At 60.8% G+C, this 20,339-nt stretch carries 26 protein-coding genes; 23 read left to right on the top strand and 3 right to left on the bottom strand.

Annotation, left to right across the window (positions count from 1 at the left end):
- Positions 1 to 687 precede the first annotated feature (687 nt).
- Entirely contained in the window at positions 688 to 1,722 is a 1,035-nt protein-coding gene (locus I1M21_RS00370; protein WP_195191984.1) for a hypothetical protein, read from the bottom strand.
- 123 nt (positions 1,723 to 1,845) lie between these two features.
- Entirely contained in the window at positions 1,846 to 2,499 is a 654-nt protein-coding gene (locus I1M21_RS00365) for a helix-turn-helix transcriptional regulator (protein WP_089573552.1), read from the bottom strand.
- Between the two features lie 277 nt (positions 2,500 to 2,776).
- On the opposite strand from I1M21_RS00365, the gene dpaL reads away from it, so the two are divergent.
- The 5 genes from dpaL (at position 2,777) to hydA (ending at position 8,996) form a co-directional block, all read left to right on the top strand.
- Positions 2,777 to 3,991, top strand: a complete 1,215-nt coding sequence (gene dpaL / locus I1M21_RS00360) for a diaminopropionate ammonia-lyase (protein WP_195191983.1) — start codon at positions 2,777 to 2,779, stop codon at positions 3,989 to 3,991.
- 74 nt (positions 3,992 to 4,065) lie between these two features.
- Entirely contained in the window at positions 4,066 to 5,451 is a 1,386-nt protein-coding gene (locus tag I1M21_RS00355) for a YgeY family selenium metabolism-linked hydrolase (RefSeq protein WP_055252228.1), read from the top strand.
- Between the two features lie 201 nt (positions 5,452 to 5,652).
- Positions 5,653 to 6,855, top strand: coding sequence for a knotted carbamoyltransferase YgeW (gene ygeW, locus I1M21_RS00350; protein ID WP_055287465.1), 1,203 nt, complete (start codon positions 5,653 to 5,655; stop codon positions 6,853 to 6,855).
- A 150-nt stretch (positions 6,856 to 7,005) separates the two neighbouring features.
- Positions 7,006 to 7,620, top strand: a complete 615-nt coding sequence (locus tag I1M21_RS00345) for a nucleotidyltransferase family protein (protein ID WP_195191982.1) — start codon at positions 7,006 to 7,008, stop codon at positions 7,618 to 7,620.
- Between the two features lie 8 nt (positions 7,621 to 7,628).
- A complete protein-coding gene (gene hydA / locus I1M21_RS00340; RefSeq protein WP_195191981.1) occupies positions 7,629 to 8,996 on the top strand; it encodes a dihydropyrimidinase in 1,368 nt (455 codons plus the stop codon).
- 71 nt (positions 8,997 to 9,067) lie between these two features.
- Here hydA and yqeC read toward each other — a convergent pair whose 3' ends face one another.
- Positions 9,068 to 9,802: a selenium cofactor biosynthesis protein YqeC gene (yqeC, locus tag I1M21_RS00335; RefSeq protein ID WP_195191980.1), complete on the bottom strand. Its 735-nt coding sequence runs from the start codon at positions 9,800 to 9,802 to the stop codon at positions 9,068 to 9,070.
- A gap of 102 nt (positions 9,803 to 9,904) precedes the next feature.
- Between yqeC and yqeB the strand changes: the two genes are divergently transcribed.
- From yqeB to rpsD, 18 genes are all read left to right on the top strand, one after another.
- On the top strand, positions 9,905 to 10,699 hold the full coding sequence (yqeB, locus tag I1M21_RS00330; RefSeq protein ID WP_195191979.1) for a selenium-dependent molybdenum cofactor biosynthesis protein YqeB: 795 nt from the start codon (positions 9,905 to 9,907) through the stop codon (positions 10,697 to 10,699).
- 9 nt (positions 10,700 to 10,708) lie between these two features.
- A complete protein-coding gene (locus tag I1M21_RS00325) occupies positions 10,709 to 11,752 on the top strand; it encodes an XdhC family protein (RefSeq protein ID WP_195191978.1) in 1,044 nt (347 codons plus the stop codon).
- 310 nt (positions 11,753 to 12,062) lie between these two features.
- Positions 12,063 to 12,620, top strand: a complete 558-nt coding sequence (gene rplE, locus I1M21_RS00320; RefSeq protein WP_006235260.1) for a 50S ribosomal protein L5 — start codon at positions 12,063 to 12,065, stop codon at positions 12,618 to 12,620.
- Positions 12,621 to 12,699: 79 nt separating this feature from the next.
- Complete coding sequence (locus tag I1M21_RS00315) at positions 12,700 to 12,885, top strand: type Z 30S ribosomal protein S14 (protein WP_022094280.1); 186 nt, start codon at positions 12,700 to 12,702, stop codon at positions 12,883 to 12,885.
- Positions 12,886 to 13,004: 119 nt separating this feature from the next.
- Positions 13,005 to 13,403: a 30S ribosomal protein S8 gene (rpsH, locus tag I1M21_RS00310; RefSeq protein ID WP_006235262.1), complete on the top strand. Its 399-nt coding sequence runs from the start codon at positions 13,005 to 13,007 to the stop codon at positions 13,401 to 13,403.
- 33 nt (positions 13,404 to 13,436) lie between these two features.
- Positions 13,437 to 13,973: a 50S ribosomal protein L6 gene (gene rplF / locus I1M21_RS00305; RefSeq protein ID WP_006235263.1), complete on the top strand. Its 537-nt coding sequence runs from the start codon at positions 13,437 to 13,439 to the stop codon at positions 13,971 to 13,973.
- Positions 13,974 to 14,048: 75 nt separating this feature from the next.
- Positions 14,049 to 14,417, top strand: coding sequence for a 50S ribosomal protein L18 (gene rplR, locus I1M21_RS00300; protein ID WP_006235264.1), 369 nt, complete (start codon positions 14,049 to 14,051; stop codon positions 14,415 to 14,417).
- 14 nt (positions 14,418 to 14,431) lie between these two features.
- Positions 14,432 to 14,956, top strand: a complete 525-nt coding sequence (rpsE, locus tag I1M21_RS00295; protein WP_022094279.1) for a 30S ribosomal protein S5 — start codon at positions 14,432 to 14,434, stop codon at positions 14,954 to 14,956.
- A gap of 2 nt (positions 14,957 to 14,958) precedes the next feature.
- The gene (gene rpmD / locus I1M21_RS00290; protein ID WP_006235266.1) at positions 14,959 to 15,141 is read left to right on the top strand and encodes a 50S ribosomal protein L30; all 183 of its coding nucleotides are present in this window, start codon (positions 14,959 to 14,961) and stop codon (positions 15,139 to 15,141) included.
- Positions 15,142 to 15,144: 3 nt separating this feature from the next.
- Positions 15,145 to 15,594: a 50S ribosomal protein L15 gene (rplO, locus tag I1M21_RS00285; RefSeq protein ID WP_006235267.1), complete on the top strand. Its 450-nt coding sequence runs from the start codon at positions 15,145 to 15,147 to the stop codon at positions 15,592 to 15,594.
- A complete protein-coding gene (secY, locus tag I1M21_RS00280) occupies positions 15,588 to 16,874 on the top strand; it encodes a preprotein translocase subunit SecY (RefSeq protein WP_035137447.1) in 1,287 nt (428 codons plus the stop codon). Before rplO ends, secY begins: the two co-directional genes overlap by 7 nt.
- Positions 16,875 to 16,892: 18 nt before the next feature.
- Positions 16,893 to 17,519: an adenylate kinase gene (locus I1M21_RS00275; RefSeq protein ID WP_055252238.1), complete on the top strand. Its 627-nt coding sequence runs from the start codon at positions 16,893 to 16,895 to the stop codon at positions 17,517 to 17,519.
- A complete protein-coding gene (gene map, locus I1M21_RS00270; RefSeq protein WP_006235270.1) occupies positions 17,516 to 18,304 on the top strand; it encodes a type I methionyl aminopeptidase in 789 nt (262 codons plus the stop codon). Before I1M21_RS00275 ends, map begins: the two co-directional genes overlap by 4 nt.
- 104 nt (positions 18,305 to 18,408) lie before the next feature.
- Entirely contained in the window at positions 18,409 to 18,627 is a 219-nt protein-coding gene (infA, locus tag I1M21_RS00265) for a translation initiation factor IF-1 (protein WP_035137443.1), read from the top strand.
- Positions 18,628 to 18,777: 150 nt separating this feature from the next.
- Complete coding sequence (gene rpmJ / locus I1M21_RS00260) at positions 18,778 to 18,891, top strand: 50S ribosomal protein L36 (RefSeq protein ID WP_006363204.1); 114 nt, start codon at positions 18,778 to 18,780, stop codon at positions 18,889 to 18,891.
- A gap of 14 nt (positions 18,892 to 18,905) precedes the next feature.
- Positions 18,906 to 19,280 carry a 30S ribosomal protein S13 gene (rpsM, locus tag I1M21_RS00255; protein WP_022094275.1) on the top strand — a complete coding sequence of 125 codons (375 nt, stop codon included), beginning with the start codon at positions 18,906 to 18,908 and terminating at the stop codon, positions 19,278 to 19,280.
- 14 nt (positions 19,281 to 19,294) lie between these two features.
- Entirely contained in the window at positions 19,295 to 19,699 is a 405-nt protein-coding gene (rpsK, locus tag I1M21_RS00250; RefSeq protein ID WP_006235274.1) for a 30S ribosomal protein S11, read from the top strand.
- A gap of 19 nt (positions 19,700 to 19,718) precedes the next feature.
- On the top strand, positions 19,719 to 20,315 hold the full coding sequence (rpsD, locus tag I1M21_RS00245; RefSeq protein ID WP_006235275.1) for a 30S ribosomal protein S4: 597 nt from the start codon (positions 19,719 to 19,721) through the stop codon (positions 20,313 to 20,315).
- The last annotated feature ends 24 nt before the right edge of the window (positions 20,316 to 20,339 follow it).

The raw sequence follows: 20,339 nt of genomic DNA, 5'->3' as shown, positions 1-20,339 counted from the left end.
CCGCCTCCTATTTTTGGGGTAGCAAAAACGTATCAGCCAGAACTTGCCGCTCAGCTGACCAAAAGCTGACCAAAATCTAACCATGCAGGTAGATGGCCTGTTTTGACGTCAATTTTAAAAACTGAATCGGTGGGCGGTAATCGGCACCCGTGAACGGTCGCCAGTTGTGGCGGCCTGGTAAGTTTATGGGCGTGTACTTTTGTGAAAAAGGCAGTTTTTCCTGCTGTTTTGTGACTTTGGATTGCGCGGTCGAGGACATGTGATATGGGCGGAGAGACAGCGGTCGCTGCTGTCCGGTGGCGCGGCCTTCGGAGCCGCCGTGCAAAATGGCCTGCAGTTTCCGGTTGAGGTCCTAAGTGGAAAGCACATCCCAGAATCGGCGCTCGGAATGGGACGTACTTTCCGAACTGGCCCCAGACGGAAAGCGCGTCCCGGAATCGGTGCTCGGAACGGGATGCGCTTTCCCGATGGGGGCCCCTAGCGGAAACTGCGACCCGGAATTCGCGCTCAGAATGGGATGTCGTTTCCGGTTGGAGCCTTCAGCGGAAGCTACGGCCCGGAATTTGGCTCCAGACTGGGGTGCGGTTTCCCAACAAAGCGGCGCGCGGAAACTGCGACCCTGATTCGATGCCTAGAACGGGACGCATTTTCCAGCAGAAGCCTCCCGCGGAAAGCGCATCCCGGAAGCTACTCGTCGTCCCCGTCGTTGGGGTCGCCCTTAAGGGTGTTGATGTCAATATATTCGTTGTCGTCCTCTTGTTGCTGCGTCTCCGACTCGGCCTGGGTGGGGGCGCGGAACAGCTGGACGCCTTCAAATGCGATGATGCCCAGCAGGGCCACGATCAGGGCGATAAAGACAATTTTTGCCGCCTGGGGAAACTCAGAAAATCGCGGCGAGCCTTCCTCGACGTAATAGTCGTTAAAGCGCTCGTCATCGGTGCCGTGGGAATATGCCGATGCCGATGCTGCCTTTATGCCAGCGTTACGGTATTCGGCTGCGGGCGCTGCGGCAAACGGATCGCTGTCGTAGTCGCTCGACGTGACTCCGTAGCCCTCGGTCTCAATGCGAGAGGCGCGGGGTTCTTCGTTAAAACGATCATGGTACGCTGCAACTTCTATGTGTTCGGAATCGTGCGCCTCGCTGGCTGCAAACAACGGGTTTACCGGCACATTGAGCGCGGGCATGCCTGCTGAGGTCTCGTCCAGGTCGGTCGCCGCCCAGGCATCGAGGGCGAACGGACGGCCGGCTTGGTCGTCCAGGTCTATAACGGGCGGCTCGAGCTCGGGCTCGGGCGTAGGCTCGGGAGCCGCGTACGTCGGCTGTTGCGGCGCTGCATACAAGGGCGCGCCGCTGGGCGTATGGCGTTGCGCCGCGGCTGCAAGAAACGCCGCCGTCTCGGATGGATCGCTTGTGGGGCGCGGCGCAGGGGCCGGTGTACGCGAGGTCTGCATAATGGGTCGGGTGGCAAAGTCGTCCGCTGGCACAGATGCCGGGGCAGGCGTTGCTGCCGGCGCGGGTGCCGTAGCTGGCGTGGACTTTGCGCTTGTCGGGCGCGCGCCGCCGCCCATGAGTTCCTCGGTGGTCCAGGGGCGGTCGCTCATCACGTCGTCGAGGCTCAGCGAAAACAGGCCGTCTTCGCCCTCATCGAACATGCGGTGCACATGTCCACCAATTGCCGGAATCAATCCGCGACCGGTGCATGATGCCTTGCTCAACGCCATTCTGTTCCATCCTTTCGAAATACTAATGACATCGATTATATGGAACTTCCCAAGCGGCTCGGTCTTGGATTCGCGCTTTCCAGAACTCGCGCCCAAAAGGGGAGGGGCAATCCAGGCGAGTGCCTACTTGTCGCCGGCCGCCGCCTTGGCCTCATTGAGGTAGCTATAGAAGCTGTATTTGGAGATGCCAAAGAACTCGCAGGCGCGCTCGCTCGACTTGGAAATGAGGAAGGCGCCGCGACGGTCGAGGTAGCCAATGGCACGAATGCGCTCGTCTTTGGTCATGAGCGCCGCGGGCTTGCCCACAAACTGCTCGCACTCGTGCAGCAGGTCCTCGAGCAGGTCGCCGATGTTCTTGGTAATGGGCTCGGGCTCGGTATAGCCCGTGCCGCCGGTGCCGGTAAAGGCATCGAGCGAGCGCTCAAAAGCCTTCATGAGCGTAATGTCAAAGTTGATGCCCAAAATGCCGACGGGCTTGCCCTCGTCGTTGCGGATAAAGATCGTCGACGATTTGAGCAGCTTACCGTCGGTGGTTTTAGTGAGGTACGGCTCGCGGTCGTGTACATCGGTGGCGCCCTCGTGCATGGACTCAAACACGATATGGCTGGGGCCGTCACCCAGTTTGCGCCCGCTGACGTGGCCGTTTTCGATCACTACGATGGAGTGGTCTACGTCCTCGGTCTCCAGATCGTGGACGACGACTTCGCAGTTGGGGCCAAATTGGAGCGCCAGGCCGTGTGCGAGGCGCTTGTAAAACTCAATCTGTGCGGGGGTCATGGGTACCTTCCTAAAAATTAGTTTGGGCTCACTGTGCCATAAACCACACTTGACCGCAAACAAATCCATCAACAAGGCAATTCATGACCGTTCGGCGGCGAAAAGGTACCGATTACGGCAACAAACAATTTGTTAGGTTTGCCAATCAAAAAGTGTGATAGAACAGTGCTAACAAACTTTTTGTTTGGCATCCACATAAAAGTTCAGCCGTGTGAATGGGATCGGGCTGAAACGCGTATGCGGGGGCCGGCAAGAGAGGACTTAAGGAGTTCACCGTATGGCCGATAAGATCCAGTGGGCGGGCAACACGATGCCCAAGAGCGATGACAGGCACTTGGGAATCATGAGTCTCGACCACGTGAAGAAGGCCCGTGCCTTCCACCAGTCGTTCCCTCAATATACCGTCACTCCGCTTGCCCGTCTGGACGGTCAGGCTGCGCGCCTGGGCCTGTCCAACCTGTGCGTTAAGGACGAGAGCTATCGCTTTGGCCTCAACGCCTTTAAGGTCCTGGGCGGCTCGTTTGCCATGGCCAACTATATTGCCGACGAGACCGGCAAGGACGTTGCCGACTGCACCTTCGATTACCTGACCTCCGATCAGCTTGCCAAGGACTTTGGCCAGGCTACCTTCTTTACCGCCACCGACGGCAACCATGGCCGCGGCGTGGCATGGGCTGCCAACAAGCTGGGCCAGAAGGCCGTCGTGCACATGCCCAAGGGTTCCACCAAGCCCCGCTTCGATAACATCGCCGCCGAGGGCGCCACGGTGACCATCGAAGAGGTCAACTACGACGAGTGCGTGCGCATGGCCGCCGCCGAGGCCGACGCCTGCGAGCGCGGCGTCATCGTTCAGGACACCGCCTGGGAGGGCTACGAGAAGATCCCGTCCTGGATCATGGAGGGTTACGGCACCATGGCCTCCGAGGCTGCCGAGCAGCTGCGTGAGATGGCCATCAACCGCCCGACGCACGTGTTTGTCCAGGCTGGCGTGGGCTCGCTGGCTGGCGCCGTGGTGGGCTACTTCACCAACCTGTATCCCGATAACCCGCCCACCTTCGTCGTGGTCGAGTGCGCGCCTGCCGCCTGTCTGTACAAGGGCGCTGCCGCCGGCGACGGCGATCCGCGTATCGTGGACGGTGACATGCCCTCCATCATGGCCGGCCTGTGCTGCGGCGAGCCCAACATCCTGGGCTGGGATATCCTGCGCAACCACACCACCGCCTTCGTGTCCTGCCCCGACTGGGTCACCGCTCGCGGCATGCGCACCCTGGGCGCTCCCGAGAAGGGCGACCCGCGCGTCATCTCCGGCGAGTCCGGCGCTGTGACCACCGGCCTGGTCGAGACTCTCATGCTCGATCCCGAGTACGCCGAGCTCAAGGAGCTCATCGGCCTGGATAAGACGAGCTCCGTGCTCTGCTTCTCCACGGAAGGTGACACGGACCCCGATCAGTATCGTCGAATTGTTTGGGAAGGCGAATATCCCACTTGCTAATCGTTGGGGCGGAGTAAATAGGTATCGCTCCGCCACCTCACAGGTAGATTCCTTCGTTTGAAAGGTTATGAACAATGGCTAAAGAACTCGATTTCGACGCAATCAAGGCTGCTGCTGAGTCTCATCGTGCTGATATGACTCGCTTCCTGCGCGCTATGATCTCTCACCCCTCTGAGTCCTGCGAGGAGGGTGAGGTTGTCGCTTGCATCAAGGCCGAGATGGAGAGCCTTGGCTATGACGAGGTCAAGGTCGACGGCCTGGGCAACGTCATGGGCTTTATGGGCGAGGGCGACAAGATCATCGCCATCGACTCCCACATCGACACCGTCGGCATCGGCAACATCGAGAACTGGGATGCCGATCCCTATGAGGGCTACGAGACCGACGAGATCATCTACGGCCGCGGCGGCTCCGACCAGGAGGGCGGCATGGCTTCCGCTACCTACGCTGCCAAGATGATGAAGGACATGGGCCTCATCCCCGAGGGCTACAAGATCATGGTCGTCGGCACCGTCCAGGAAGAGGACTGCGACGGCATGTGCTGGCAGTACATCTACAACAAGGACGGCATTAAGCCCGAGTTCGTCATTTCCACCGAGCCCACCGACGGCGGCATCTATCGCGGTCACCGCGGCCGCATGGAGATCCGCGTCGACGTTCACGGCACCTCCTGCCACGGCTCCGCTCCCGACCGCGGCGACAACGCCATCTACAAGATGGCCGATATCATCGCCGACGTCCGCGCCCTCAACAACAACGGCTGCGACGAGTCGACCGATATCAAGGGTCTCGTCAAGATGCTCGACCCCAAGTACAACCCCGAGCACTTCGAGGATGCCCGCTTCCTGGGCCGCGGCACCTGCACCGTCAGCCAGATCTTCTACACCAGCCCCAGCCGCTGCGCCGTGGCCGATTCCTGCGCCATCTCCATCGACCGTCGCATGACCGCCGGTGAGACCTGGGAGTCCTGCCTGGACGAGATCCGCAACCTGCCGGCCGCCAAGAAGTACGGCGACGACGTGAAGGTCTCCATGTACATGTACGACCGTCCGTCCTGGACCGGCGAGGTCTACGAGACCGAGGCTTACTTCCCCACGTGGATCAACAAGGAGACCGCTCCGCACGTCAAGGCCCTCGTCGACGCTCACAAGGCCATGTTCGGTGACGAGCGCATCGGCTGCGAGCCCAGCATGGACAAGCGCACCGGTCGTCCGCTGTGCGACAAGTGGACCTTCTCCACGAACTGCGTCTCCATCCAGGGCCGCTACGGCATTCCCTGCGTGGGCTTTGGCCCGGGTGCCGAGTCTCAGGCTCACGCTCCCAACGAGGTCACCTACAAGGACGACCTGGTCACCGCTGCCGCCATGTACGTGGCTGCCCTGAACCTCTACGATCCGAGCCAGGCCGATGGCGACGCCACCGTGTTCCGCGCCGGTCTGACCAACAACAAGATCGATTAGTCCCATTCCTCGATTTTGTTGAGCCGGGGGCCGCTCGTGTCCCCGGCACCCCCTGTTGACTTGGGGCCCGCGGTCGTTATCTCCCATGCTTCCTCAACGGTGGCGGGTCCTCGTCATGGTGCTCTGCATGTTCTGGCCACACGCGCATGCCGGAGCACATCTACTCATTGCGATCGTTTCATCTTTAGAAAGGACATTTCCATGGACGCCAAGTTTACCGAGCTCGTCGAGCAGCTGAACGGCCTCGATTTTAAGGGTATGTACGGCAGCGACTTCCTGCACACTTGGGACAAGACCACCGATGAGCTCAAGGCTCTCTACATCGTCGCCGACGCCCTGCGCGAGCTGCGCGAGAACAACGTCTCGTCCAAGATCTTCGACTCGGGTCTGGCCGTCTCCCTGTTCCGCGACAACTCCACCCGTACGCGCTTCTCCTTCTCTAAGGCCGCCAACCTGCTCGGCCTTGAGCTGCAGGACCTGGACGAGAAGAAGTCCCAGATCGCTCACGGCGAGACCGTCCGCGAGACCGCTACCATGATCTCCTTCATGGCCGACGTCATCGGCATCCGCGACGACATGTACATCGGCAAGGGCGACGCCTACATGGCCGAGGTCTCCGAGTCTGTCCAGCAGGCCTACGAGGACGGCGTTCTGGATCACCGTCCCACGCTCATCTCCCTGCAGTCCGATTCCGACCACCCCACGCAGTCCTCTGCCGACATGCTCTACCTCATCAACGAGTTTGGCGGCCTCGAGAACCTCAAGGGCAAGAAGGTTGCCGTCACCTGGGCCTATTCGCCCTCTTACGGCAAGCCGCTGTCCTGCCCGCAGTCGCTGATCAGCCTGCTGCCCCGCTTTGGCATGGACGTCACCCTGGCCCACCCCGAGGGCTACGACCTCATGCCCGAGGTCGTCGAGCGCGCCAAGGGCTATGCCGCCGAGTCCGGCACCACCTTTAAGCAGGTCAACACCATGGCCGAGGCCTTCGAGGGCGCCGACATCGTGATCCCCAAGAGCTGGGCTCCGTTTGCCGCCATGGAGAAGCGTACCAACCTGTACGCCGAGGGCGACGACGCCGGCATCGCAGCGCTCGAGAAGGAGCTGCTCGCCCAGAACGCTACCCATCAGGACTGGTGCTCCACGACCGAGCTCATGGAGAAGACTGCCAACGGCCAGGACACCATCTTTATGCACCCGCTGCCCGCCGACATCTCCGGTGTCTCCTGCGAGCACGGCGAGGTTAACGCCGACGTCTTCGACATGCACCGCGTGGGCATGTACAAGGAGGCCAGCTACAAGCCGTATGCCATCGCAGCCATGATGTTCCTGCAGAAGGTTGCCGATCCCGCCGCTACCCTCAAGGCCCTCGACGAGCGCAACACCGCCCGTTGGCTCCAGGCCTAAAGCCGGGTTGAGGTAAGCCATGTAAAGGGGGCGCTCTGCCAACCGGCGGGGTGCCCCTTTTTTGCATCGCGGGCGTGCGGGATAAGCACTTTCGATGTGGATGCCCGCAGCGCGAGTTATGGGTACGATGGTTTCAGGGGAGGTATCACCATGAGACTTGGATGCGTCATTATGGCTTCGGGCGAGGGCAAGCGGTTTGGCTCTAACAAGATGCTTGCCGATATCTATGGCGAGCCGCTGATTGCCCGGACCATCGATTCGGTTCCCTGGGGCTTTGACGTCGTGGTTTCGACGCGTTGGCCCGAGGTCGTCCAGATTTGCGAGGACAAGCATTGCCCGTGCGTGCTGCACGATGGCGAGCTGCGCAGCGAAAGCGTCCGTGCGGGCCTTTCGTGGGGAGTCGAACGCAACTGGAAAGGTTGCCTCTTTTTGCCGGGCGACCAGCCGCTCGTGAGTTCGGATTCTTTTGAGGCCATGGTTCGCGCGTTTGACGAGCGTGGCCGCAAACATCCGGTGCGCTTGGCGTGCAACGGTGAGCCTTCGAGCCCGGTGCTCTTTCCGGTGGAACTGTTCGATGCACTTATGTGTCTTGAGGGCAAGGACGGCGGGGGCTCGATTCTCAAAGGTCGCGTCGACGTTGCGCTGGTCGAAGCACGCGCCTATGAGCTGTGGGATGTCGATACCGCAGAGGGACAGCGACGCATAACGGAGCATATCGCGGCCTGCTCGTATTTTGATCGCGTGGCCAACTGTATTAACCAATAAGGAGCAACATGATCATCATCAAAAACGGCGCGCTTGTGACACCCCAGGGGCTTTGTCGCGCCGATCTTGCCATGGATGGCGACAAGATTGTGCGGATTGCCGCGGCAATCGAGCCGGGCGAGGGCGATACCGTCCAGGACGCTACCGACTGTTGGGTGTTCCCCGGCTTTATCGACGGCCACACGCACATGCAGTGCTGGACCGGCATGGATTGGACAGCCGATAGCTTTGAGACCGGCACGCGCGCGGCTGCCTGCGGCGGCACGACGACCATCGTGGACTACGCGACGGCCGATCGCGGCGTGACCATGCCCGATGCCTTGGCCGAGTGGCATCGCCGCGCCGACGGAACCTGCACGGCCAACTACGCCTTTCATATGGCACTCGCCGAGTGGAACGAGCGCAACTGCGCCGACCTTTCGGCCATGCGCAAGGCGGGCGTGTCGTCGTTTAAGACCTACTTCGCCTACGACCATCTGCGCTTGGACGATGCCGAGACGCTCGAGGTGCTGGAGGAGCTCAAGCGTATTGGCGGCATACTGTGCGTGCATTGCGAGAACGGTACGCTGGTGAATGAGCTGCAGAAGCGCATGTACGAGCAGGGGATTCATGGGCCCGAGGGGCATGCGCTCAGCCGCCCGGACGTGTGTGAGGCCGAAGCCGTGAGCCGCCTGCTGTATCTGGCGCACCTGGCCGGCGACGCACCGGTCAACGTGGTGCACCTTTCGACCAAGCTGGGGCTCGAGGCCATCCGTGCCGCCAAGGCGCGCGGGCAGAAGAATATCTATGTCGAGACCTGCCCTCAGTATCTGATGCTCGACGATACGTGCTATTTGGAGCAGGGCGAGGACGGCTTTGCGGGTGCCAAGTATGTGATGAGCCCGCCGCTGCGCCATGCCGGCGACCGTGCGGCACTGCGCGAGGCGCTTGTGGCAGGCGAGATCGATACGATTGCGACCGACCACTGCAGCTTTAACCTACACGGGCAAAAGGACCGCGGACGCGACGACTTCCGCGCGATTCCCAACGGCGGGCCCGGTGTGGAGCATCGCCCCGTCGCGATCGCTACGAGCTTTGAGGGACAGCTGGGCCCCGAGGATCTGTGCCGCTTGATGAGCGAGAACCCGGCGCGCGTCTTTGGCATGTATCCGCGCAAGGGATGTCTTGCCGAGGGCTCCGATGCCGATGTGTGCGTGTGGGATCCCAAGGCGCGCTGGACCATTAGCGCTGCGACGCAGCATCAGGCTGTGGACCACACGCCGCTCGAGGGCTTTGAGGCACATGGCCGCGCCAAGGCCGTCTTCGTCAACGGCGTGCTGGCAGCGCGCGACGGCGAGCCCACTGGAGCCCAGCCCGGCCGCTACGTGCCCCGCTAACAGGAAGGATGCCGGGGTAGCTAATTTGGGACGGGGCTCTTTTAGCTACCCTGGGGGCTAGACCAGCGGGTCTACTTGAGACTGGTGGCGATGATGGGGCGGCTGAGGGCTACCTGGAAGCGATCTGCCATCGTTGAGTCGGCAAGCGTGTCGACTTGGTTGAGCATGACGCGTGCGGTGCTGAGTCCCAGCGCCTGCATCTCGGAATTGAGCACCTGGGCGACGCGCTCGGGCGTGGCGATGTCGGTGAGCTCGCAGCCGCAACGCTCGCAAAAGAGCTCGGGGCGGTGGACGGCTTCGTTGATGGGCTTGCCCAGCCCCGAGGCGCCCACGACCCAGATAACGTTGGCCGTGCCTGCGGGAACGACCGGCTCCCACGGGGCGTGGGCCTTGAGCGGGAGCCGCTTGCTGCCGTCCGCCTCGGCCAGGACGTAGTCAAAGCGCTGCGCCAGCTGGTCGAGCGGCTCGGCAGGGGAGGAGAGCTTGCCCGTCTCCGGGTCCAAAACACCCGCCTGGCAGATGCTTCCCCGCACAAGCCCCGCGCAGGCCTCGCAGGTGCAGCCTGGGGCGTGTGAGGCACCCGGCTTCCAGGGCGCGGCGTCCAGGCGACGGCTCGACCCGTCCCACGGCACGCCGGCGACGGGGAACATGCGCGTGGTGGTGCAGAGGAGCACGCGGCCGCCAGCGCGCATAAGCTCAAGGCCGAGCGTCTTGAGCAAGGTCGACTTGCCGCCGCTGCCGATAATCGCGGTAATGCCCGGCTCAATCCTGAGCGCCGAGGCAAGATTGCCGCTAACCGTTTCCATCTGTTCACCGCCGTATAATACTGTGATAATAAATAATCATCAGAGTAGCGGTCGAACCGCTTTTGCTCTGCTCAAACCGTAGCACAGGGAGGTGCCTCGGGAATGCTCGTTTATGTTCGCGGCGCCGGCGATATCGCCACGGGCGTCGCCGCTCGCTTGGTGCGCGCCGGCGTGTCGGTCGTCATGGCCGATATCGCGGTCCCCACGTGCATCCGTCGCACAATCAGTTTTTGCGAGGCCATTCGCTTGGGCGAGGTCGAGGTCGAGGGCATTCGCGCCCGCTTGGCGCAGGCGCCGGCTGAGGCGCTCGAGATTATCCAAACGGGGGATGTTGCCGTTGTGGTGGACCCCCAGGCCAAGATGCTCGACGAACTGAAGCCCGCGGCTGTGGTCGACGCGATTCTGGCCAAGCGTAACTTGGGCACCACGCGCGACATGGCGCCTGCCGTTATCGCCGTGGGGCCGGGCTTTACCGCGCCGGTTGACTGCGACGCCGTGGTCGAAACCATGCGCGGGCATTTCCTGGGCCGTGTCATTACCCAAGGCTCGCCGCAGCCCAACACGGGCGTGCCGGGTGTCATCGCTGGCTATGGCAGGGAGCGCGTTATCCACAGCCCCGCCGCCGGCGTGTTTCGATCCGACCGCGCAATCGGCGACATCGTGAGCGCCGGAGACGTGATTGGCTACGCGGACGATACGCCCATGTGCACGCAGATCGATGGCTGCCTGCGCGGGCTTTTGGCGAATGGCGTGCAGGTGACTGAGGGCTTTAAATGCGCCGATGTCGATCCGCGCGGCGATGCCAGCTATATCAACTACATTTCGGACAAGGCGACGTCGGTCGGCGGCGGTGTGCTCGAGGCACTCGCCATGCTCACCGGTGTATTCCATGGATAGGAAATTGCAATGGAAAAGCTCGATGTGGTGAATGCTGCGCTTGGCGCTCTGAAGGCTGGTAAGACGTGCGAGCTCGTGGTCGTGGCCGGCACGGCAGGGTCATCGCCGCGCGGCGTGGGCGCCTGGATGGCCGTCTTTGCCGACGGCAGCCAAGCGGGCACCATCGGCGGCGGCAAGATCGAGCTCTTTGCGCTGAACGAGGCGCGCGAGCTGCTGGCCGCAGGGCAATCGCGTCTGGTCCGCTACACCATGGGCGGCGAGAACTCCGATACCGGCATGATCTGCGGCGGAGCCATCTGCCTGTGCTATCTGCACCTGGACGCGACCAAGGTACCGCTGCTCCAGTCGGTTGCCGACGTCTTGGTCTATCGGCGCATCGGCGACTTCGTCATCGACTTTGAGCCGTTTACCTCGAGCGCGTTCGAGGGCGATGTGGCCGAGTACCATGGCGAGGAATCGCGCCGCACCATTGCGGGCTGCCCCGGGCTTTCGCTGGTGGAGGAGGGGAGTAAGGTCACCTACACCAACGCCACCTCCGAGATTCCCGCAGTGCACATCGAGACGCTCTGCCCCGAGGGCCTGACCTACATCTTTGGCTGCGGACACGTGGGCGCCGCGACGGCGCGCGTGCTCACCGCGGCGGGCTTTGCCGTCGTGGCGTGCGACGACCGCCCCGGCACGCTGACCCCCGATTGGGTGCCCGGTGTCTACGACCGTCGTCTGGTCGACTACAAGAGCCTGAGCAAGCAGTGCCCCATCGGCCCGCGCGACCTGGTGGTCGTCGCCACGGCGGGTCACAAGTCCGATATCGACGTGGTGATTCAGGCCATGCGTGCCAAACCCGCCTATCTGGGCTGCTTGGGCTCGCGTCGCAAGACGGCCTTTGTGCGGGCTCGCTTGGAGCAGGAAGGCTTTACGCAGGACCAGATCGACGGGCTGCACCTGCCGATCGGCGTTTCCATCGAGGCCGAGGACCCCGAGGAGATTGCCATCTCCATCGCCGCCGAGATGATTCACCTGCGCCGCACCAAACTCGTCCCCCGCAAGCGCTAGTCGCATCCCCATCAATAAGTTGCGGTGAAATACGGATTGTTTAGGCCTGTTATGTCGCCAACAGTCCCTATTTCACCGCAACTGCTTGTTGGGACCCATTTGTGCGGGGGAGTTGTGGAGTTGTGCAGGCAGACGAGGTTTTTCTGGAAATACGCTCCCGATGCGCGTATAGTACCGATTGTTTTGTCGGCTCCTGCTGCGTCGAGTCCAAACCGCGAAATGCCATGAGCGGCGCGGATGCAGCCAGGAGGCACGAGGACAACCCATCGTGGCCACGCCCCGTGCTTAAAACCCCAAGAAGGAGTGAACAATGGCAGAAGAGAAGTATGTGCCGCGCCTGAAGACCAAGTACAACAACGAGGTCAAGCAGCAGCTTCAGGACAAGTTCCAGTACGAGAACGTCATGATGATCCCCAAGTTTGAGAAGATCGTCGTGAACATGGGTGTCGGCGAGGCCGCTACCGATTCCAAGGCCATCGACGGTGCCGTGCGCGACCTGCGCGCCATCACCGGCCAGCAGCCGATGATCACCCGTGCCCGCAAGTCCATCGCTACCTTCCGCCTGCGCGCCGGTATGCCGATCGGCTGCAAGGTTACCCTGCGTGGCGACCGTATGTGGGAGTTCTTCGATCGTCTGACCTCCGTCGCGATCCCCCGTATCCGCGACTTCCGCGGCATCTCCGCCAAGAGCTTCGACGGCCGTGGTAACTTCTCCATGGGCGTCACCGAGCAGCTCATCTTCCCCGAGATCGACTTCGACTCCGTCGATCACCAGCGTGGTATGGACATCACTTTCGTGACCACCGCCAACACCGATGAGGAGGCCAAGGCCCTTCTGGACGCCTTCGGTTTCCCGTTCAAGAAATAGGTTCACCTGCCCTATAAGCGCCGTTCCCACAAGGGGGCGGCGCTTGGGGCGAACAATACTCTATGTGAGGAGGATATAAGTGGCTAAGACATCGATGATCGTCAAGTGCAATCGCAAGCAGAAGTTCTCTACTCGTGAGTACACGCGCTGCCAGCGCTGCGGCCGTCCGCACTCTGTGTACCGCAAGTTCGGCCTGTGCCGTGTCTGCTTCCGCGAGCTTGCACTCAAGGGCGAGCTTCCCGGCGTTAAGAAGGCCAGCTGGTAAGTCACTACCAGCGTTTCAAGCATCAGTTTGGAACAGGGAAAACGCGCTAAAAAGGCTTTGCCGTTAAGGGCGGCGAAGAACCAAGAGCACGTGTTCATCAAGAACGAAGGAGAATCTGTATGAACCTTACAGACCCGATCGCAGATATGCTTACGCGCATCCGTAACGCTAACTCTGTGAACAAGGCCACGGTCTCCATGCCGAGCAGCAAGAAGCTCGTCGAGATCGCTCGTGTTCTGCACGAGGAGGGCTACATCGAGGGCTACGATGTCGAGGACACCGTTCCCCAGAAGACTCTGCACATCACGCTTAAGTATGGTCCCAAGAAGGCTAAGGTCATCAACGGCATCCGCCGCATTTCCAAGCCGGGCCTGCGTAAGTACACCGGCGTTGCCGACATGCCCCGCGTCCGCGGTGGCCTTGGTACCGCCATTATTTCCACCAGCCATGGCGTCATGACCGACCGCGATGCTCGCAAGCACAACGTCGGCGGCGAGATCATCGCTTACGTCTGGTAATTCGCTCGGTAGGTAGAAGGAAAGGAGATCACCGTGTCTCGTATCGGTAATAAGCCTGTCCAGATTCCCGCCGGAGTCGAAGTGGCAGTCAACGGCAACAACGTTGTCGTCAAGGGCCCCAAGGGCCAGCTCGAGCTCGATGTCTTTGAGAAGCTCGCTATCAACGTCGAGGACAACGTCCTCACCGTTTCCCGTCCCGACGACGAGCGTGAGACCCGTGCCCGCCACGGCCTCACCCGTGCCCTCATCCACAACATGGTTGTTGGCGTTTCCGAGGGCTTCGAGAAGAAGCTCGAGCTCGCCGGCGTTGGTTACCGCGTGCAGCAGAAGGGCAAGAACCTCGAGTTCTCCCTGGGCTTCTCGCACCCCGTGATCGTCGAGGCTCCCGAGGGCATCACCTTCGAGGTTCCCGACAACACCCACGTGAACGTCAAGGGTATCAACAAGCAGCAGGTCGGTCAGATCGCCGCTGAGATCCGCGGCCATCGTCCTCCCGAGCCTTACAAGGGCAAGGGTATCCACTACGTTGGCGAGCACATCCGCCGCAAGCTGGGTAAGGCCGCCAAGTAGTCGTAACCGACTCACTCGCATAAGACCAGCACCCCGTCAGGTGCTGGCAAGATCAACCTTTTTAGGAGTTTACGTATGAACAAGCATAAGGCGAAGCTGGAAGGCCTCAAGCGTCGTCAGCGTCGTGTTCGCGGCAAGGTCTCGGGTACCTCCGAGCGTCCGCGTCTTCGCGTGACCCGTACTAACGCCAACATCTATGCCCAGATCATCGACGACAGCAAGGGCTCCAGCCTGACGCTCGTCTCTGCCTCGACCCTCGAGGCCGAGTTCAAGGGCACCCACACCTCGAACAAGGAGGCTGCGGAGAAGGTCGGTCAGCTCGTTGGCAAGCGCGCCATCGAGGCCGGCATCACCAAGGTCGCCTTCGATCGCGGTGGCCGTATCTACCATGGCCGCGTCAAGGCCCTCGCCGACGGTGCTCGTGCCGCCGGTCTCGAGTTCTAGGAGGTATGTAGCACATGGCTCGTAATCAGAAGCAGCAGCGCGAGGCCTCCGAGTTCGAGGAGCGCGTCGTTTACATCAACCGCGTGTCGAAGACCGTCAAGGGTGGTCGTCGCATGAGCCTCGTCGCTCTCGTCGTCGTTGGCGACGGCAAGGGCAACGTCGGCGTTGGCATGGGCAAGTCCGCTGAGGTGCCCATGGCCATCTCCAAGGCGTCTCTCGATGCCAAGAAGAACATGTTCCACGTGCCGGTGACCGATCAGGGCACCATTCCGCACGAGGTTCTCGGTCACTTTGGTGCCGGCCGCATCATCATCAAGCCCGCTGTCGAGGGTACCGGCGTTATCGCCGGCGGCGCTGTGCGTCCCCTCTTCGAGCTTGCTGGCATCAAGAACGTCCTGTCCAAGTCCCTCGGTACCGACAACGGCCTCAACATCATCAAGGCTGCCGTCGAGGGCCTCAAGGAGCTCTCCAGCCCTGAGGACGTCGCGGCTCGCCGTGGCCTGACGGTCTCCGAGATGTTCGTCGGTAAGGAGAACTAAGCATGGCTGACACCATCAAGATCAAGCAGGTCCGCAGCACCAACGGTTGCAAGCAGGACCAGGTCCGTACTGTCCGTGCCCTCGGTCTCCACAGGATCCGCGAGGTTCGCGAGATTGCTGACAACGAGTCCGTCCGCGGCATGATCTTCAAGGTCAAGCACCTTGTCGAGATTGTAGAGGAGTAGCAAATGCAGCTTCACGATCTTACTCCCGCGCCCGGTTCCACCAAGAACCGCAAGCGCGTCGGCCGTGGCAATTCTTCGGGTCACGGCACCACTTCTGGCCGCGGTCAGAAGGGCCAGGGTTCCCGCTCTGGCGGCACCAAGGGTGCCGGCTTCGAGGGTGGCCAGACTCCGCTGGCTATGCGCCTGCCCAAGCTTCCGGGCTTCCGCAACCCCCGTCGTATCGAGTACACCGCTGTTAACGTTGAGCGTCTCGAGCGCAAGTTCGAGGACGGCGCTGTGATTGACGGTGCCGCTCTTAAGGCCGCTCGCATCACCAAGAGCGAGTTCGAGCCCGTCAAGGTGCTCGGCAATGGTGAGCTCACCAAGAAGTTCACGGTCAAGGTCGACAAGGTCAGCGCTTCTGCGCAGGCCAAGATCGAGGCCGCCGGCGGAAAGGTCGAGCTGCCGTGCTAAATGGTCTTAAGAATGCTTTCCGCATCAAAGAATTGCGCGAAAAGATTCTTTTTACCATAGCTATGCTCGTCGTGTACCGCATTGGTGCGCACGTTCCTGTGCCCGGCATTCCCTTCCAGGGGATGCTGGGCCTTTTCTCGACCGATAACAATTCGGTCGCCGCAGGTGCTATGGCCCTCCTGAATCTTTTCTCTGGCGGCGCGTTGAGCTATGTGTCGGTGTTTTCGCTGGGCATCATGCCTTACATCACCAGCTCGATCATCCTCCAGATGCTCCAGGCCGTCGTGCCTTCCCTGCATGAGCTTGCCCGCGAGGGCGAGGTCGGTCAGACCAAGATTACGCAGTATTCGCGTTACCTCACCCTGGCTCTGGCAATCCTCAACTCCGTGGGTTACCTCTTCCTCTTTAAGAGCTTCGGCATCAGCTTTAATGGCGCCGGTGCTCCCGAGATCATCTTCGACCTCATGATCGTCGGCACGCTCACCGCGGGCGCTATGCTGATCATGTGGATTGGTGAGCTCATCACCCAGCGCGGTATCGGCAATGGCATGTCGCTGATCATCTTTGCGAACATCATGGCCGGTCTGCCGCAGGCTATCTTCTCCAGCACCGAGGGCAATGCCGGTGGCATCATCACCATGGTGATCATCTGCGCCATCATCCTGCTGGTTATCCCGCTGATTGTTTTCCTTGAGCGCGGCCAGCGCCGCATCCCGGTCTCCTACGCTAAGCGCGTCGTAGGCCGTCGCATGATGGGTGGCCAGACCACCTACCTGCCTATCAAGGTCAACACCGCGGGTGTCGTGCCGATCATCTTCGCTTCGGCGCTGCTGTACTTCCCGGCTCAGATTGCCGTGTTCTTCCCCGGCATCGGCTGGATTCAGGCAGTTGCCTCCGCTCTTTCGACCGGTTGGCTCAACTGGGTGCTTAATGTTGTCCTCATCGTGTTCTTCGCTTACTTCTACACCTCCATGGTGTTCAACCCCGATGACACGGCCGACAACCTTAAGAAGCAGGGCGGCTTTATTCCGGGCGTGCGTCCGGGTAGGGCTACCGCGGCCTACATCAAGAACGCGCTCAACAAGATCACGCTTCCCAGCGCTGTCTTTTTGGCGCTCATCGCCATCGTGCCTTCGATCATCTTCTCCTTCACGGGTAACCATCTGATCCAGGCATTTGGCGGCACGTCCATCCTCATCATGGTCGGCGTCGTGCTCGACACGGTCGATAAGCTCGAAGGCCAGATCAAGATGTATGATTACGATGGATTCTTTAAATAGGCTAGAGGAGGATTGCTCATGAACCTCGTATTGCTCGGAGCTCCGGGTGCCGGTAAGGGCACCGTCGCACAGGAGCTCGTCGCCGAGTTTGGCGTCGCCCACATTTCCACGGGCGACCTGCTGCGTGCTGCCGTCAAGGGTGGCACCGAGCTTGGTATTCAGGCTAAGAAGTACATGGACGCTGGCGAGCTCGTTCCCGACCAGCTCGTGATCGACCTTGTCAAGGAGCGCCTTGCCGCCGATGACGCCCAGCAGGGCTTCATCCTCGACGGTTTCCCGCGCAACACCGCCCAGGCTGTGACGCTCGATTCCGAGCTCTCCGCCATGGGTCGCGAGATCGACTGCGCCCTTCTGGTCGACGTGGCCCCCGAGGTCATCATCGATCGTCTGTCTTCGCGTCGCACCTGCCGCGCCTGCGGTTACACCGGCACCGCTGCCGATGCTACCTGCCCCAAGTGCGCAGGCGAGATGTATCAGCGCGATGACGACAAGCCCGAGACCATCAAGAACCGTCTCGACGTCTACGAGAAGTCCACGAGCCCGCTCGTCGACTACTATCGTGGCCAGGGTCTGCTTAAGTCGGTCAACGGTGACCAGGCTCGTGAGACCGTGTACGGGGATGTCAAAGAGGCTCTCGGTCTATGATCAAGATTAAGTCTGCAACGCAAATCGAGCAGATGAAGAAGGCAGGAGCGCTATCTAAGATGGCGCTCCGCCACGTTGGAGCCATGGTGCGCCCCGGCGTTTCGACTTTTGAGCTCGATCAGCTCGCGGAGCAGATTATCCGCATGCATGGCGGCACCCCGGCCTTTAAGGGCTACGGCGGGTTCCCGGGAACCATCTGCGCATCGATCAACGATGCCGTGGTTCACGGTATTCCCAACCCCGACATGATCCTGCGCGATGGCGATATCATCTCCATTGATACGGGGGCCGTTGTCGACGGTTGGGTCGGCGATAACGCTTGGACGTTTTTCGTCGGCACCCCCACGCCCGAAGCCAAGGCTTTGTGCGAGGTCACGCGCGATTGCCTTAAGGCTGCCATCGAGCAGGCTGTTCCCGGTAACCATATCGGGGACGTCGGTTATGCCGTTCAGTCCCTCGCCGAGTCTCACGGTTACGGCGTGCTTCGTGATTATGTGGGCCATGGCATTGGCCGCGTGATGCACGAGGACCCCAACGTTCCTAACTATGGAAAGAAGGGGAGGGGCGTTCGCCTCCAGGCCGGCATGGTCATTGCCATTGAGCCGATGGTTACGATGGGTTCCAACCATGTGAGCACGGGTTCCGACGGTTGGATCGTCACGACCAACGACCACCTGCCCGCCGCGCACTACGAGAACACCGTCGCCATCACCAATGACGGTCCGGTGATTCTCACCACGGATGCGCAAGGTGCTTGGTGTTCGCTCCAAGGCGGAGAAATGTAACAAGTTCCACTTAGTTGTGGAGCCATTACGAAGTTATTACGATGCGTGCATACGTGTTGTAGAATACTCAATCGCTGTCGTTTTCTAGAGAAAGATGATTGCTTGTGAAGAAGGAAGACGCAATTGAGCTCGAGGGTACGGTAAAAGAGCCGCTGCCCAACGCCATGTTTAAGGTTGAGCTCGAGAACGGTCATTCGGTTCTGTGCAACATTTCTGGCAAGATCCGAATGAATTACATCCGCATTCTCCCCGGTGACAGGGTTGTCGTGGAGCTTTCCCCGTACGACCTGACCCGCGGCCGCATCACCTATCGCTATAAATAGCGGCACGCATACACGCACTCCATTTCCGGCTGCAGGCTTAGCTCAACCTACGGTCGGATTGTGTGTGAAGACCAGCCATAGTTTTAAACGCCTGCGGCTGGGCGAGTAGATAGTAGGGAAGTAGTTTGAGCGCTACCGAAAGGAAGAACGATGAAGGTACGTCCTTCGGTCAAGAAGATGTGCGATAAGTGCAAAATCATTAGGCGCCATGGCAAGGTCCTCGTCATTTGCGAGAACCCCCGTCATAAGCAGCGTCAGGGTTAAGAGAGGAGACTACGTTGGCCCGTATTAATGGTGTCGACCTCCCGCGTGAGAAGCGCGTTGAGATCGGTCTGACCTACATTTACGGCATCGGCCGCACCACTGCGACGAAGATCTGCGTCGAGTGCAACGTTAACGTGGATACGCGCGTTAAGGACCTCACCGAGGATGAGGTTAACGCCATCCGCGATTATATCGATAAGAACCAGATCATGGTTGAGGGCGACCTCCGCCGTGAGCGCAACCAGAACGTCAAGCGCCTTATGGACATCGGCTGCAACCGCGGCCTTCGTCACCGCAAGGGCCTCCCGGTCCGCGGCCAGCGCACCCACACTAACGCTCGTACCCGCAAGGGCCCGAAGCGTCAGATCGGTGCTAAGAAGAAGAAATAAGGAGCGCTAGATAGATGGCTACTGCTAAGAAGAACGTTCGCGCTGCCCGTCTGAAGCGCGCGGACCGTAAGAACATTTCCGTGGGCCAGGCTCACATTCGTTCTACGTTCAACAACACGATCGTTTCGATTACCGATCCCCAGGGCAACGTCATTTCCTGGAAGTCGGCTGGCCAGGTGGGCTTCAAGGGCTCCCGTAAGTCCACGCCGTTCGCTGCCCAGATGGCTGCCGAGGCTGCTGCCAAGCAGGCCATGGAGCACGGTATGAAGAAGGTTTCCGTCTTCGTCAAGGGTCCCGGCTCCGGTCGTGAGACCGCCATCCGCTCCCTCCAGGCTGCTGGCCTCGAGGTCTCGAGCATCCAGGACAAGACCCCCATTCCGCACAACGGCTGCCGCCCCAAGAAGCGTCGCCGCGTGTAACTGAAAGGATCGTATCAATATGGCAATCGACAGGACTCCTGTTCTTAAGCGCTGCCGTCAGCTCGGGATCGATCCCGCTGAGCTCGGTTACAGCAGCAAGAAGGAATCTATCCGTCAGCCCAAGCGCCGTCGCAAGGAATCTGAGTACGGCATGCAGCTGCGCGAGAAGCAGAAGGTCAAGTTCATCTATGGCGTTCTGGAGAAGCAGTTCCACGGCTACTTCAACAAGGCCCGCAAGATGAACGGCGTCACCGGTGAGAACCTCATGATTATCCTTGAGTCTCGCCTCGACAACGTCGTCTTCCGTCTTGGCTTCGCCCGCACCCGCAAAGAGGCTCGTCAGTCCGTCCGTCACGGTCACTTCACCGTGAACGGCAAGCGCGTGGACATCCCGTCCTACCGCGTCAAGGCCGGCGACGTCGTCGCTGTCGGCGAGAAGTTCCGTGACCTCCTTCCCATCAAGGAGGCCCTGATTTCCTCCGAGCGCTTTGAGGTCCCTGGCTGGCTCGAGGTCGATATCGAGAAGCTGTCTGGTAACGTGCTCGCTCTGCCGACGCGTGAGCAGATCAGCGGTGATATCAACGAGCAGCTCATCGTCGAGCTCTACTCTAAGTAGTCCATCCGGGCTGCTGAGGCTGGA

The organism is Collinsella aerofaciens, assembly GCF_015546965.1.
Classification (GTDB): Bacteria; Actinomycetota; Coriobacteriia; order Coriobacteriales; family Coriobacteriaceae; genus Collinsella; species Collinsella aerofaciens_X.
This window is presented reverse-complemented; position numbering and strand designations above follow the sequence as displayed.

Coding starts and splice junctions, on each gene's coding strand:
- I1M21_RS00355 (WP_055252228.1), top strand. CDS start 4,066: ATGGCTAAAGAACTCGATTTCGACGCAATCAAGGCTGCTGCTGAGTCT.
- yqeC (WP_195191980.1), bottom strand. CDS start 9,802: ATGGAAACGGTTAGCGGCAATCTTGCCTCGGCGCTCAGGATTGAGCCG.
- rpsE (WP_022094279.1), top strand. CDS start 14,432: ATGGCTCGTAATCAGAAGCAGCAGCGCGAGGCCTCCGAGTTCGAGGAG.
- rpsK (WP_006235274.1), top strand. CDS start 19,295: ATGGCTACTGCTAAGAAGAACGTTCGCGCTGCCCGTCTGAAGCGCGCG.
- map (WP_006235270.1), top strand. CDS start 17,516: ATGATCAAGATTAAGTCTGCAACGCAAATCGAGCAGATGAAGAAGGCA.
- rplE (WP_006235260.1), top strand. CDS start 12,063: ATGGCAGAAGAGAAGTATGTGCCGCGCCTGAAGACCAAGTACAACAAC.
- I1M21_RS00275 (WP_055252238.1), top strand. CDS start 16,893: ATGAACCTCGTATTGCTCGGAGCTCCGGGTGCCGGTAAGGGCACCGTC.
- I1M21_RS00345 (WP_195191982.1), top strand. CDS start 7,006: ATGAGACTTGGATGCGTCATTATGGCTTCGGGCGAGGGCAAGCGGTTT.
- hydA (WP_195191981.1), top strand. CDS start 7,629: ATGATCATCATCAAAAACGGCGCGCTTGTGACACCCCAGGGGCTTTGT.
- rpmD (WP_006235266.1), top strand. CDS start 14,959: ATGGCTGACACCATCAAGATCAAGCAGGTCCGCAGCACCAACGGTTGC.
- rpsH (WP_006235262.1), top strand. CDS start 13,005: ATGAACCTTACAGACCCGATCGCAGATATGCTTACGCGCATCCGTAAC.
- rplR (WP_006235264.1), top strand. CDS start 14,049: ATGAACAAGCATAAGGCGAAGCTGGAAGGCCTCAAGCGTCGTCAGCGT.
- ygeW (WP_055287465.1), top strand. CDS start 5,653: ATGGACGCCAAGTTTACCGAGCTCGTCGAGCAGCTGAACGGCCTCGAT.
- rpsD (WP_006235275.1), top strand. CDS start 19,719: ATGGCAATCGACAGGACTCCTGTTCTTAAGCGCTGCCGTCAGCTCGGG.
- rplO (WP_006235267.1), top strand. CDS start 15,145: ATGCAGCTTCACGATCTTACTCCCGCGCCCGGTTCCACCAAGAACCGC.
- I1M21_RS00370 (WP_195191984.1), bottom strand. CDS start 1,722: ATGGCGTTGAGCAAGGCATCATGCACCGGTCGCGGATTGATTCCGGCA.
- I1M21_RS00365 (WP_089573552.1), bottom strand. CDS start 2,499: ATGACCCCCGCACAGATTGAGTTTTACAAGCGCCTCGCACACGGCCTG.
- rpmJ (WP_006363204.1), top strand. CDS start 18,778: ATGAAGGTACGTCCTTCGGTCAAGAAGATGTGCGATAAGTGCAAAATC.
- dpaL (WP_195191983.1), top strand. CDS start 2,777: ATGGCCGATAAGATCCAGTGGGCGGGCAACACGATGCCCAAGAGCGAT.
- yqeB (WP_195191979.1), top strand. CDS start 9,905: ATGCTCGTTTATGTTCGCGGCGCCGGCGATATCGCCACGGGCGTCGCC.
- I1M21_RS00325 (WP_195191978.1), top strand. CDS start 10,709: ATGGAAAAGCTCGATGTGGTGAATGCTGCGCTTGGCGCTCTGAAGGCT.